Source organism: Nocardia sp. GCM10030253 (assembly GCF_042675075.1).
Taxonomy (GTDB): domain Bacteria; phylum Actinomycetota; class Actinomycetes; order Mycobacteriales; family Mycobacteriaceae; genus Nocardia.
This window is the reverse complement of the sequence record NZ_JBHTDL010000006.1, coordinates 69,697-83,454: the sequence shown is the minus strand read 5'-3', so window position 1 is coordinate 83,454 and position 13,758 is coordinate 69,697. Positions and strand designations below refer to the sequence as shown.

The following is a 13,758-nucleotide window of genomic DNA, read 5'->3' as shown; positions in this document are numbered from 1 at the left end:
CACTTGTCCGAGTCGCAAGCCTGCCTGACAACCTCAGTCGCCGTGTTGGCTCAGGTCGTCGAGGATGTCGGTGGCCCACTGCGCGCCAACGGCCTCCGGCCCTGCCACCCCCATCGCCGTCATGACGGTGAGCAGCATTCCGGTGGCCAGGAAGCGGCGCATGTCCTCGATCGGTGCGTCGCTCAGCTCTTCGATGACGCCGTAGAGTCCGCCGAAGCGCTCGCGGACAGCGGGGCCGATGGCCGGGTCGGAGGCGGCCGCGAAGGCGTGTAGCAGGACCAGTAGCAGTTCGCGTTCGGTCAGGAACGTCTGATAGCCGCGTCCGAGTGCGTGCATCTTCTCCTCGGTTGTCGACTCGGGCGTGATGCCCTCGGCGGCGGCCACGCGGAAGATTTCTTCGATGCGGTCGCAGACCCGGTGCGTCGCGGCGAGAAACAGCTGCTGCTTGGTGCCGAACAGGCGGATAACGTAGGGCTGGGAGACCCCGGCCCTACGTGCGATCTCGTCGGTTTTCGTTGCGGCGTAACCGGATTCGGCGAAGGCGGAGACGGCCGCCTGCAGCACCTCTTCGCTGCGTTCGGTGGCGGTCATTCGTGTTCTTGTCGAACTCGCCATCATGCTCCACTTCTGCTTGACGGTCGGCTGCTGTTGACATGTTATCAGTCGATGCATACTCTTCGGTCGTTAGTTATCAGTCAATGACAACAAAGGCTGGACATGTCCGAGACTCTCGAAACCGCCGCCCCGGCGGCAGCTGACGAACAGCCCGCGGGCGGGCGCCCACTCGCCGCCGTGCTGGTCGCGGTCGGTATCCCGATGTTCATGGTCACGCTGGACAACCTGGTGGTGACGAACGCGTTGCCGGTGATTCGCACCGAACTCGGTGCCTCGCTGGCCGACCTGCAATGGTTCGTCAACGCCTACACGCTGTCCTTCGCGTCGCTGCTGCTCACCGCCACGTCCATCGGCGACCGGCTCGGCCGCCGTCGGGTGTTCTTATCCGGTATCGCACTGTTCACGGTGGCGTCCGCGGCCTGCGCGCTGGCGACCGAGCCCGGGATGCTGATCGCCGCACGGGCGATTCAAGGTTTCGGCGCGGCCGCGGTGATGCCGCTGTCGCTGACACTGCTGTCCTCCGCGGTGCCGGAGCAGATGCGCAGCGCCGCCATCGGCATCTGGGGCGGCATCTCCGGACTCGGCGTCGCGCTCGGCCCGCTCATCGGCGGTGCGGTGGTGGAGGGTCTGAGCTGGCAATGGATCTTCTGGGTGAACGTCCCGATCGGCCTGTTGGCGCTGCCCTTCGCGGCACGGGTGCTGACCGAATCGCACGGACGCAGGAAGCGACTGGATCCACTCGGACTGCTGCTGTCCGCGGGTGGCGTGCTCGCCGTGGTGTGGGGCGTGATCCACGGTGCCGACGACGGCTGGACCTCGGCGAGTGTGCTGTCCGCGCTGATCGGTGGTGTTGTCCTGCTCGGCCTGCTGATCGCCTGGGAATTGCGCACGGCGGACCCGATGCTGCCGCTGCGGCTGTTCCGCTCGCGCGCGTTCCGGGTGAGCAACACGACCGGCTTCACCTTCGCGGTCGGCGTCTTCGGCTCGATCTTCCTACTGGCGCAGTACTTCCAGGTCGTGCAGGGGTACGGCCCACTACAAGCCGGCATCCGGACCATGCCGTGGACGCTGGCGCCGATGGTGGTTGCCCCACTTGCCGGTCTGATAGTGGACCGGGTCGGCGCCCGCAATCTGCTGACGACAGGGCAGGCCTTGCTCGCGGTGGCCTTGGCTTGGATGGCGGCTGTCACCTCCGTCGATGTCGGCTATGGGGCCTTTGTCGGACCGTTCCTGCTCGCCGGCATCGGCATGGGGCTGACCTTCGCGCCCGGCGCAACGGTCGTGATGGCCAGCGCTGTACCGGAGGACCGGGCAATGGCATCGGGTACCAACAGCACGATTCGTGAGGTGGGTGTCGCCATGGGTGTCGCGGTGCTGGCGTCGGTCTTCGCCTCACGCGGGTCCTACGCGGATCCGCAGAGTTTTGTCGATGGGCTGGTTCCAGCGGTGTGGGTCGGTGCCGGTGTTGTCGCGGTGGGCGCGGTGGTTTCCCGGCTGCTGCCCAGCCGGGTCACCGCCGCACAGTGACCGTGTGATTGCGCTCGCCCCGGTTCGATTGCCTGGGGCGAGCGCATTTCCGTGTGGGCCGGTGCCCGACCGCAGTCTGGCCTGGGCGAAGTGCGCGAGCGTGTGCTAGCACACGCTCGGCAAGCGCCGCAGCGGTAATCCGGGTGAATCGGCCATGGCGCATCGAATACGATTCGACCAGCAGCAATGTGGGTAGGCAATCATGCGGACCCTCGAACCGATCCCCAGGGGAGAGTCGAACGATCGTGGCCGACGACAACGACGCAGCAGTCGAGCAGAGCGCGGCGCTGACCGAGGAGGCACTGGCCGCCGCCGCGGCGGCGGCCGAGAAGGCGTTTGCCGCTGCCGCCGATCTCGATACGCTCGCCGTCGCGAAAACCGAGCATCTCGGCGGTAAGGCGCCGCTGGCCCTTGCGCAGCGCGCGCTCGGCAGCCTGCCGAAGGCCGAGAAGGCCGATGCGGGCAAGCGGGTCAATATCGCGCGGGCGCGGGTCTCCGAGGCGTTCGAGGCCCGCCGTGCCGTGCTGCTCGCCGAGCGCGATGCCGCGGTGCTCGTCGCCGAGGCGATCGACGTCACGCTGCCCGCGCGCAGGCAGTCGGTCGGCGCACGGCACCCGATCACCGTGATCTCCGAGCAGATCGCCGACGTGTTCGTCGCGATGGGCTGGGAGGTTGCCGAGGGGCCCGAGGTCGAGACCGAGCACTTCAACTTCGACGCGCTCAACTTCCTCCCGGATCATCCGGCGCGCACCATGCAGGACACCTTCCACATCGCGCCGGAAGGCTCGCGGCAGGTGCTGCGCACGCACACCTCCCCGGTGCAGGTGCGCTCGATGCTGGAGCGCGAGCTGCCGATCTATGTGGTGTGCCCCGGCCGCACGTTCCGCACCGACGAGCTCGACGCCACCCACACTCCGGTGTTCTCCCAGGTAGAGGGGCTGGCTGTGGACAAGGGCCTGACCATGGCGCACCTGCGCGGCACGCTGGACGCGTTCGCGCGTGCCCTGTTCGGCCCCGACACCCGAACCCGTATGCGCCCCAACTACTTTCCGTTCACCGAACCCTCGGCCGAGGTCGATGTGTGGTTCCCGGACAAGAAGGGCGGCGCCGGCTGGGTCGAGTGGGGCGGCTGCGGCATGGTGAACCCGAAGGTGCTGACCGCCAGCGGGATCGATCCCGAGGTGTACAGCGGGTTCGCGTTCGGTATGGGCCTGGAGCGGACGCTGCAGTTCCGCAACGGCCTTCCGGACATGCGGGACATCGTCGAGGGCGACGTGCGTTTCACGATGCCCTTCGGTATCCGGTCCTGAGCTGGGGCGATTCAAGAACTTCCTTCGATCGAGAGAGCGAAACGTCAAGTGCGAGTAGCGCAGTCCTGGCTGACGGAAATCATCCGGCGGACCACCCCCGAGTGGTCGGTGACGCCGGAGGAGCTCGACGCAGGGTTCGTCCGTGTCGGGCTGGAGGTCGAAGAGGTCGACAAGCTCCAGCGGGTGACAGGTGATATCGAGAAGCCGCTGGTGGTCGGCCGCGTCGCCGAAATCACCGAGCTGACCGAATTCAAGAAGCCGATCCGCTTCTGCAAGGTCGATGTCGGCAACCCGGAGCTGCAGGAGATCGTCTGCGGCGCAACCAACTTCGCCGTCGGCGATCTGGTCGTCGTGGTGCTGCCGGGTGCGGTGCTGCCCGGCGGCTTCGCCATCGCCTCGCGCAAGACCTACGGGCACGTATCCAACGGCATGATCTGCTCGGTCGCCGAACTCGGTATCGGCAAGGATCATTCGGGCATTCTGGTGCTCGAGCCCGGCACCGCGGAGCCGGGCACCGACGCCAACGAGCTGCTCGGCCTCGACGACACCATCATCGAACTGAACATCACCCCGGACCGTGGCTACTGTTTCTCGGTCCGCGGCCTCGCTCGCGAACTGGCGTGTGGTTTCGACCTCGAATACGCCGATCCCGCCGTACGGACCCTGTCGGACGCCGAACAGGACGCCTGGCCGGTTCGGCTCGAACCGGAGTCGAAGTGCACCCGTTTCGCGGTCCGCCGGGTCACCGGCATCGACCCGAAGGCGGTGAGCCCCTGGTGGTTGCAGCGCAGGCTGCTACTGGCCGGTGTGCGCCCGATCTCGCCCGCGGTCGACGTCACCAACTACGTCATGCTCGAACTCGGGCAGCCGCTGCACGCCTTCGACGCGGCCAAGCTGAACGGTGGCCTGGTGGTTCGCACCGCCAACAAGGGCGAGACGCTGCGCACCCTCGATGAGTCCGAGCGCGTGCTCGACGCCGAGGACGTGGTGATCGCCGACGATTCGGGCGTCATCTCCCTGGCGGGGGTCATGGGCGGCGCGACGACGGAAGTCGGCGCCGGGTCGACCGATATCGTGCTAGAGGCCGCCACCTGGAATCCGCTGCTCGTCTACCGCACCTCGCGGCGGCACAGGCTCTCCTCGGAGGCGGGCAAGCGTTACGAGCGGGTCGTCGATCCCGAGATCAACGTCATCGCGCTCGATCGCGCCGCCGTGCTGCTTGCCGAAATCGCCGGTGGCACCATCGAATCCGCGCTTACCGATGTCCGGGTGCCGGTGCGGGCCGCAGGCCCGATCCGGATGGACATCGACCTGGCCGACCGGGTCGCGGGTGTCATATACCCGACCGGAACCTCGGCCCGCCGCCTTGCTCAGGTCGGCGCGACGGTGGACGTCGGCGTCAGCGAGACCGGGCACGGCCAGTTGGTCGTCACCCCGCCGAGCTGGCGGCCCGACCTGGCTCAGCCCGCCGACCTGGTGGAGGAGGTGCTGCGGCTGGAGGGACTCGAGCAGATCCCGTCGGTGATTCCGACCGCGCCCGCCGGTCGTGGCCTCACCGCCACTCAACGCCGCCGCCGCGCGGTGAGCCGGGCGCTGGCCTTCGCTGGTTGCGTGGAGGTACCGCCGCCGGTGTTCCTGCCGCCGGGCGTGTTCGACACCTGGGGTCTGGACGCCGACGACCCGCGCCGCACCACCACGCGAGTGCTGAACCCGCTCGATGCGGAGCGCCCCGAGTTGGCGACCACGCTGCTGCCCGGCTTGCTGGAAGTGGCCGCGCGCAACATCTCTCGTGGCGCCCGCGACCTCGCGGTCTACGGCATCGCCCAGGTCGTGCTGACGGGCCCGAACGTCAAGCCGATCGAACCGCTGCTGGTGGATCGCCGCCCGACCGACGAGCAGATCGCCGAACTGATCGATTCGCTGCCCGCGCAGCCGGTGCATGTCGCCGCCGTGCTGACCGGCCGTCGCGACCCGCGCGGTCCATGGGGTCCCGGCCGTGAGGTGGAGGCCGCCGACGCCTTCGCGCTCGCCGACGCCGTCGCCGACGCGGCGGGTGTGACCATCGAACGCCGTGCCACCGCGCACCTGCCGTGGCATCCCGGCCGCTGCGCCGAATTGCTCGTCGACGGCGAGACTGTCGGCTACGCGGGCGAACTGCATCCTGCCGTGCTGGAACGCGCGGGCCTGCCGCCGCGCACCTGTGCCGTCGAACTCGACCTCGACGCACTGCCGCTGCGCGAATCTCGACCGGTGCCGGTGGTTTCCCCGTTCCCTGCCGTCCTGCAGGACGTCTCGGTGAGCGTCGAGAAGTCGGTCGCCGCCGCCTCGGTGGAGTCGGCCCTGCGCACCGGCGGTGGCGAATTGCTCGAAGACATCGCCCTGTTCGACGTCTATGAGGGCAGCCAGGCCGGTGCGGGCCGCAAGTCCCTCACCTATGCCCTGCGCTTCCGCGCCACCGACCGCACCCTCACCGAGGATGAGGCCAGTGCCGCACGTGACGCCGCGGTCGCGGCGGCGTCGGATGCCGTCGGCGCGGTCTTGCGCGGCTGACATACCCGACATCGAGACCGTGCGGCCACCGCGGCTGCACGGTCTCGTGGAATAGCCATTACTCCACCATGATTCGGCCGGTCACCGCTCGCTTGCGGCTTCGGGGACCGGCGGGAATCCGGCTCGCCGGGCGCGCAGGTAACCTCGCCAGGTGCCGTAGCCTGCGGCGAGCCGATAGGCGGTGCGGGACGAGGGAATGTGGTAGCCCGAGGCGGTGTGTGGTGCGTAGACCAGTCGATTGCCGTTGTTGTCCAGCCAGCCGGTGTACTTTCGCAGGTTTTGACCGTAGGTATAGCGGGCGAACGAGTGTGCGAGCAGGCCGGCCCGACGTCCGCCGTAGGGGGCCCATCCGGTCGGGTTCGTCAGGATGATGCCGTGCTCATCGGTGTCGCGGACGCCGACCGGCACGATCACCGGGAAGCCCTCACGGTCGACCCAGGACAGCAGCCGGTTCGGCCGGTCCGCCACAAAGCGTGCGGCGCGCTCATGATTGACTCGCGGCCCAGTTCCCTTGGCGGGCAGCCGTTGTGGTGCGGGTTGTCCGCCGGGCAGTGCATTGCCATAGATCCCGTAGGGGCCTGCACATTGCAGATCGGGCCACACCGTGATGCGCTCGACTGCGATGTTGATCCCGATCCGCCAGTGATACGGACGTAGCCATTTCTCCCACAGCGGTCCGACGTTGCGGGGGCCTGCGAAGCGCTCCCATGCATCTTGATGCGCGACAAGCCAATTCCGGTCGTGCAAAGGGGAAAGCGAAGCTTCACCCTGCACAAGCACGTACTCCTGGCGATCGGTGTGTGAATGCGCGCGCGTGTGATAAGCGATCGCGACCTGCGGATTCTGTTGGAGGCGAGTCAGTTTCGCGAACATCGCGATCGAACTGTTCAGCGGCGTCATCGTGCCCGCCGCCCGGTCGCGTAGTCCGAAGTTCGTCATGGGCGTGAGGACCACTCCGCGGGCCGGCGTGACGTAGCCGAAGGCCACGGCCTGATCGCTCGCGAAGATGTCGTCGACCGCGTCGGGCCACATACTCGCCATGGGGAACCCCTGAATTCATGCTGCACGCGCAACTGCTTCGGCTCATGCTAACGCCCGAAGTCATAGCTGTCGGCGATTGGCCGGTCCCGTTGGCAGCGAATGGCCGGGCAGCGAGTAAGAAGAGATGCATGCGGCATCCGGCGAGCCCAATAATGCACGCGCTGACTTATCTGCCCGAACGGCAGATCGCGCAGACCCCGGCCATCCTCGGGCTGGAGTACACCGACCTGTCCATTGCGACCGAGGACGGGGAGACGCTGCACGGCTGGTGGGTTCCGGCCCGCCGGTCGATCGGGCAGGTGCTGTTCGCGCACGGAAACGCCGGCAATATCGGCGACCGGGTGCCGATATTCGCGCTGCTCACCGCCGCCGGTTTCGATGTCCTCGCGTTCGACTATCGAGGCTTCGGGCAAAGCACCGGGCGGCCGACCGAGCACGGGACCTATCTCGATTCCCGTGCGGCGCGGCGAGCTCTGCTCGAGCAGCCGGGCGTCGACACCGATCGGGTGCTGTATCTGGGGAAGTCGCTCGGCGGTGCGGTCATGCTCGAGCTCTCGACCGCGCATCCGCCAGCCGGACTGATCCTGATGTCCACCTTCACCGGCATCCGCGATGCGGCAAGGTCGGTGTACCCGTTCCTGCCGCGGCCGCTGGTTCCCGACGCCTACCCGAGTCTGCGCCGGATCCGGACGCTGCGCGCGCCAGTGCTGCTCATGCACGGTGACCAGGACGAACTGCTTCCGCTGCGCCATGCCCAGCGGCTGTATGCCGCGGCCCCGGAACCGAAGCGACTGCTGGTCGTGCCGGGTGCCGGGCACAACGACCTCATCGCGCGGGGTGGCTGGGACTGGGCGGGCGCCATCCGCGACTGGGCCGAGGCCTCGGGAATAGTCTCGACGTAGCATTCGGGTGTTTCCGGCAGTGGCGAGCTCGAAGGTGATTGGGCCCCAGTATTTTCGGTGTGTGGGACAAAATGTGGAGAAGAAGCGCGGCAGGGTGCTGCCCGCGATGGTGGCGGTGATCGCGCTGATAGCGGTACTGGCTGTGAGCATGTCGATGTACGAGGTCGGCAAGGCTCGGACGGCGGCGGTGCACCCCTTCGGTGATGTCGACAAGTCCGATCGGGTCGATCTCGGAGTGTGGATCGGCAAGATCGATCCAGCCGCACAGGCCGTGTCGGTGGAGGTGACGGCGCGGCCGCACGGCGTCTATGCCGATCAACTCGGCTTCTTCGCGAGCGACGCCATTCTCTATACCTCCGGGTTGAAGTCCGAGCCGATCAAAATCAAGGCGGGCGAACCGATCTCGGCCGCAGAGGTGAAGATCGCCATGCAGGGGACCTTCACCGATTACCCGTTCGACAAGTACGAGGCCATCCTCGCTTTCGATATCATCATCGGGGACAAGCACATTCCGGTCGCGGCCGCCGTGTCCAGCGGTGACACCTTCTTCGCGGTCTCCGAGACCCCCGAGGCGGTCGACAGCCAGATCGACGGCGTCGATCTCGCTCTGCATGCCACGCGATCCACGCCCTCGCTGGTCTTCGCGCTGTTCATCATGGTGCTGATGCTCGGTCTCGCGGTCGCGGCCGCGGTCGCGACCTACTACCTTGTCGACGGCCGCCGCGGCCTGATCTTCCCGGCCTGCTCGATGATGGGCGCGCTGCTGTTCGCGCTCATCCCGCTGCGCAATGCCGTGCCGAGCGCGCCGCCGATCGGCTCGATCATCGACTTCGCTTCCTTCTTCATCGCCGAGGGCATCATCTCGGCGGCGCTGGTCGGCTCGGTCCTGATCGGCTATCGGATCGAGGTCGCCAAGGAGCGAGAGGAGGCGGCACCGGAGGTGAAGTCGGCGCCGCCGTCGGAGCCGAGCTCCGTGGGTGACCCGGCGGACAAACAGGCTGTTCCCGTCGGGATCGGTCGGTGACGCTCGTAGGCGACGCCACGCTGCGTAACCTGGCGGTATGAGCGATACCAGCGAGATTGTCGACCGGTTGGCGGCGTTGTCGGATGACGAGCTGGTAGCGGTGCTGCTCGTCGCGACGGCGGGACGCCCGACGTTGTCCGCGGTGCATGCGGCTCTCAGCACATCGGCCGGAGCCGATGATGCGGTTGTCGATGGGAATGTGAGTCCTGACACGGTAGCGCCGTCCGAACATGAGTCTCCGTCGGGCCTCGGCGCATCCCAGCAGGTCGGAGGCATTTCTGCGGTACCAGCGGTACCGGTACCGCCGGCCGGTATCCCCATGCCGGCCGAGCTGGGCGGATATTCGCCCGGTGGAGTCCCTACTTTCGAGTCAGTTCGCGATAAGGTCGAGCAGCGCTTCGGTACCGCGCAGGGGATGGGCGAACTCGACCGGCAGACCCCGGCGGGCCGCAGCGCCGACGAACAATGGGAGGCGCGCGAGAAGGCCGCGCGTGAGCGCCTGGACCAGATACGGAAGTCGTTGCGCGGCAACGACACCGAAACAACCGAGCCGTAAATCTGCGCCGGACGTACGAGACAATGGATGTGTGAGGGTGAAACTCGATGAGCGAGCCGCGTGAGATCGCCGACCGACTGCTGGATGCTCAGGTGGAATTCCTGCTGGCCGAGGTGACCGGCGACCGCTTCGCGGAGGTGATCGCCCGCGATGTGGAGGCTGTCATCGGCGTCGCCGACACCCTCGTCTTCCGGGATGTGGTCGAGCTCGACCAGGCCAAGCAGACGGTGGCGACGATCATCGATCTGATCGGCGGCAGCCCCGTCCTCGCCGACATGGTCGGGGTGTTCTCCGATTCGATCTACGACCACATCGCCACCAACAACGACTACACCCTCGGTCAGGTGGTCGATCGGGAACCTGTCGAGGCGCTGCTGGAGAAGATCTTCGGGATGCATCAGGCGCAGGAGCGCATCCTGGACCGGCTCACCGAAAGTCCGCTGGTCGCCACCGTCGCCTCGAAGTTCGTCGACAAGCTGATCAACGACTTCATGCAGGCCAATCGGGAACGCGCCGAGAAAATCCCCGGTGTCTCCTCGCTGATGTCGCTCGGCCAGTCCGCGGCCAATCGCGCCAAGAAGGCCGCCGACGGCACATTTGTCGGTGATCTGGCGGGCAAGGGCGCCATGTTCGCGCTCAAGCGCACCAATAACGCCATCCGCGAAATGCTGCGGGACGCACCGGTGCATTCGGCCGCCATGGAGTTCTGGGACCTGCACGCCGACGAGCCGGTCAGTGGCCTGCGTGAATACCTCAGCCAGAAGGACCTCAACGAGCTGGTGCTGATCTGCTACGAGATCGCGATCACCACGCGGGAGAAGGAGTACTTCGGGCTGCTCGTCGACGAATGCGTCGAGGTGTTCTTTGCCAAGTACGGCGACTACACCCTTGCCGCGATGCTGCCGGAGCTCGGCCTGTCCGGTGACGACATCGCCACCGAGATCCTGCGCTACGGCCCAGCGGTGATCGAGGGCGCCAAGCGTAACGGCGTGCTCGGCAAGCTGGTTCGCGAGCGTCTCGAGCCGTTCTATACCTCCGACGTGGTGCTCGGCATCCTCGGCGGCGCCACCAACTGACTCGGCATTGTCGAACCGCGTCGGCTTGTCCGACGCGGTTTTTCGCTGTGTGGATCGACCGTCACGGCATCGGAATCGGGTCGGGTGAACTGTCGGTTCGGGTCGGTCTGCGCCGCATACGATGTCACATAGCCCGGTGTCGCCGTGTGAGCGGATCGACACCTCGGAAACGGCTGATTACCAGCATGTATACAAATGTGGGTGATGTCCGATTTATCCGGTTTTCGCATTGACATCGAGAAGTGCCGTGGGGAAGCTTGCTCCTGACTTTCCGTGCGCTCGCCGTGGAGCTGTCACGGCCGGCAGCGGAGGAGCAGGGTGGTGCGTGTACGTCGACGGCCGGAATTATCCGGCGGCACACCGGAAGTCACCCCGGCCGAGGTGGGAGATGAACAGCGGGTGTCGAGCAGCAGAATAGTGCGGCCGCGCACCATTCGGGGCCAATTGGCCCGAATCCTCACTCTTTCACTGACTTTGGTGCTCGCGCTGCTGGGTATCACCATCGCCCGCGAGATCGATGCCTTCCGGCAGAGTGGCGACACCGTGCGAGCGGCATCGCTCACGCTGGCGGTGCAGGATGTGCTGCACGAAGCGCAACGCGAACGCGGGCTGAGCAACGGCCTGCTCGGCGGCGACACCAGACTGCGGCAACCCGTCGCCGACCAGCGCGCCCGCACCGATGTGGCGTTGGGCCAGCTCGATGCCGCCCTGGCAGGCGATCCGCCGGGCGCGGCGCAGGTGCATTCGGCGGTCGCGCAGTTCGGTGCGCTTGCCGAGATCCGCACCCAGGTCGACACCAGGCGGACCACCCGGCAAGCCGCCTTCCAGTCCTATACCGATGGCATCGCCGCGCTGAATCGGCTTGCTCTCGGGCTCGATCAGGCCAGTGACCCGCAGGTCCGTCACGGCCTGCAAGCGCTGTACGCACTGGGCGACGCCAAGGAGCACACGGCCAAGGAGCGCGGGTTCCTCAACGGCGTCTTCGCCGCCGATGAATTCGGTGCGGGCGAATACGTGCAGTTCCTCGACATCCGCGCCGCCAAGGTCGCCGGTCTCGCCGCCTTCGCGCGCGATGCGACCGCGGCCCAGCAAGCCCTGCTCGATGCTGCGCTCCGCAGCGAAAACGCTGTCAGGGCAACAGAATCGGAGAACATCGCGATCGCGTCCAGTAAGGGTCCGCTGGTGCAATCGGTTGATCCGAGCACCTGGTGGTCGCAGATGACCGGCGTCATCGATGAGCAGCGCGCAGTGCAGCAGGCGGTCGGCGACGATGTCCGGCAGCGCGCGGCCGCACTGCGCAACGACGCCGCACTGACCCTCGGTGGATACCTGCTCGCCGCGCTGCTCGCCATCCTCGCCGAGGTCATGCTGGTGATCGCCAGCATCCGGGCCATCGTGCGGCCGCTCGGCGCGCTGGCGGCCGAGGCCGACGAGGTCGCCACCCGCCGGTTGCCCAATGTCATTGCGGCATGGCGAGTTTCCGGTGATACGCAGCCCGATCAGCCGCCGCCGGTGCGCACGCCGCGCGGCGCGAGCATCGAAATCGCCGCCGTGGCCGATGCGCTGGACCGGGTCCAGAGCACCGCCTTCGACCTTGCCTCCGAACAGGCGCTCGTGCGCCGCAACACCACCGAGTCGATGGCCAATCTGGCCCGCCGCAACCAGAATCTTGTGCGCCGTCAGCTGGGTTTGATCAGCGAGTTCGAAAGGGAGGAGCTCGATCCCAAGGCGCTGTCGAACCTGTTCGAGCTCGACCACCTCGCGACCCGCATGCGCCGCAACGCCGAAAGCCTGCTGGTGCTCGTCGGTGAGGCGAGCCCGCGGCGCTGGACCGAGCCGATCGCGCTCACCGACGTGATCCGGGCCGGACTGTCGGAGGTGGACGACTACCGCCGAGTGGTGTTGCGTCGGGTGGACGACATCGCCGTCACCGGCGCGGTGGTCAGCGAGCTCGCGCACATCCTCGCGGAGCTGATCGAGAACGGACTCGCCTTCTCCCCACCGGATCTCGAGGTGGAGATCTACGGGCGCAAGCTGCCCGCCGGGTATCTGCTCGCCGTGGTCGACCACGGCGTCGGCATGCCGGTGCAGCAGCTGGCCGAGGCCAACGCCCGACTGCGCGGCGAGCAGGACTTCATCGTCGCGCCGACGCGCTACCTCGGGCATTACGTGGTCGGCCGGTTGGCGCAGCGGCTCGGCGTCGATGTCGAACTGAATGTGTCACCGGTCAGCGGGATCGTCGCTCGGTTGCTGTTGCCGGTGAATATTCTTGCCGGAGAGAAGGATCGGCGTCCTGCGGCGCCCGGTGGACGGACGGTCGTCGGACCGGCCTCGGCGACGCCTGAGTCGATCGCCGCGGCGACAGGTCCGCAGGCGACCACCGCCGTGGCGATCGGTGCCGCATCGGAATCCGGGACAGTCGCGGCCGGTGCGGCCGGAAATGGTGTCGCCGTGTCCGCGATGACCGGGTCGATGCGAGGGTCGCCCGCTTCCGAAACAACCGGGGCGCATGCGAACGCGGCGAGTCGATCGAGATCCGCGCACTCCGCCACCGGGTCCGCGGTCACCGGCTCGGCGGGAACCCGTACTCCTGAAAAGACCGGACCCGCGCACGCTCGGGCGGGATCGGGATCGCCGACTCCCGCGCCCGCTCCGTTCACGCACTTCCTGTCCGCTCCCGGTAACTCCGCGGTCAACGGGGCGACGCGCGGTGCACCTGGTACCAACGGATCCGTGCGTCCCGAGGCCGGTGCGTCCACAGACCTACTGCATGCGTCGGAACAGTCGATGTGGCGTATCCCCGAGACAGGCGACACATCCGTGCAGACCGGCGAGGCGCCCGAGGAGACGGCGGTCGTGCAGCGCACTCGCAATGGACTTGTCAAGCGCAACAAGCGAACTCGAAGCGCCGACCCAGGAGGCAGCGCACCGCGCACTGCATCCGGGCCGCCGAGCGCACCGGCGGCGGAGCGTTCCCCCGGCGAGGTTCGCAGCATGCTGGCGTCGTTCCGGGCGGGCCATCAGCGTGGCGTTCCAGATTCCACGCGCCCCTACGTTGCCGGATCTCCCGAGACCGACACGCGCGCCACGGATCCGGCGCAGACCTCAGGTTCAGCCACGACCACCGCAGAGGAGATTCGGTGACCACCCATATACA

General features: G+C 67.4%; 10 protein-coding genes. 8 read left to right on the top strand and 2 right to left on the bottom strand.

Going from position 1 to position 13,758, the window contains the following annotated elements; translation table 11 throughout:
• Positions 1-33: 33 nt before the first annotated feature.
• The gene (locus ACFQZZ_RS12635; RefSeq protein WP_378678662.1) at positions 34-591 is read right to left on the bottom strand and encodes a TetR/AcrR family transcriptional regulator; all 558 of its coding nucleotides are present in this window, start codon (positions 589-591) and stop codon (positions 34-36) included.
• Positions 592-717: 126 nt separating this feature from the next.
• Between ACFQZZ_RS12635 and ACFQZZ_RS12630 the strand changes: the two genes are divergently transcribed.
• The 3 genes from ACFQZZ_RS12630 to pheT all read left to right on the top strand — a co-directional run bounded on the left by ACFQZZ_RS12630 (position 718) and on the right by pheT (position 6,002).
• Positions 718-2,142, top strand: coding sequence for a DHA2 family efflux MFS transporter permease subunit (locus ACFQZZ_RS12630; RefSeq protein ID WP_378678659.1), 1,425 nt, complete (start codon positions 718-720; stop codon positions 2,140-2,142).
• Positions 2,143-2,387: 245 nt separating this feature from the next.
• Complete coding sequence (gene pheS / locus ACFQZZ_RS12625; protein WP_378678656.1) at positions 2,388-3,452, top strand: phenylalanine--tRNA ligase subunit alpha; 1,065 nt, start codon at positions 2,388-2,390, stop codon at positions 3,450-3,452.
• Positions 3,453-3,500: 48 nt separating this feature from the next.
• Positions 3,501-6,002, top strand: a complete 2,502-nt coding sequence (gene pheT, locus ACFQZZ_RS12620) for a phenylalanine--tRNA ligase subunit beta (RefSeq protein ID WP_378678653.1) — start codon at positions 3,501-3,503, stop codon at positions 6,000-6,002.
• Between the two features lie 81 nt (positions 6,003-6,083).
• Here pheT and ACFQZZ_RS12615 read toward each other — a convergent pair whose 3' ends face one another.
• Entirely contained in the window at positions 6,084-7,043 is a 960-nt protein-coding gene (locus tag ACFQZZ_RS12615; protein WP_378678650.1) for a hypothetical protein, read from the bottom strand.
• Between the two features lie 152 nt (positions 7,044-7,195).
• Between ACFQZZ_RS12615 and ACFQZZ_RS12610 the strand changes: the two genes are divergently transcribed.
• From ACFQZZ_RS12610 to ACFQZZ_RS12590, 5 genes are all read left to right on the top strand, one after another.
• The gene (locus ACFQZZ_RS12610) at positions 7,196-7,945 is read left to right on the top strand and encodes an alpha/beta hydrolase (RefSeq protein ID WP_378678647.1); all 750 of its coding nucleotides are present in this window, start codon (positions 7,196-7,198) and stop codon (positions 7,943-7,945) included.
• Positions 7,946-8,006: 61 nt separating this feature from the next.
• Positions 8,007-8,969, top strand: coding sequence for a DUF4436 family protein (locus ACFQZZ_RS12605; protein WP_378678644.1), 963 nt, complete (start codon positions 8,007-8,009; stop codon positions 8,967-8,969).
• A 37-nt stretch (positions 8,970-9,006) separates the two neighbouring features.
• Positions 9,007-9,525 (top strand): hypothetical protein, encoded by a 519-nt coding sequence (locus ACFQZZ_RS12600; RefSeq protein ID WP_378678642.1) that lies wholly within the window; start codon positions 9,007-9,009, stop codon positions 9,523-9,525.
• Positions 9,526-9,572: 47 nt separating this feature from the next.
• Complete coding sequence (locus ACFQZZ_RS12595) at positions 9,573-10,601, top strand: hypothetical protein (protein WP_378678640.1); 1,029 nt, start codon at positions 9,573-9,575, stop codon at positions 10,599-10,601.
• A gap of 321 nt (positions 10,602-10,922) precedes the next feature.
• Entirely contained in the window at positions 10,923-13,745 is a 2,823-nt protein-coding gene (locus tag ACFQZZ_RS12590) for a nitrate- and nitrite sensing domain-containing protein (RefSeq protein WP_378678637.1), read from the top strand.
• Positions 13,746-13,758: the final 13 nt, after the last annotated feature.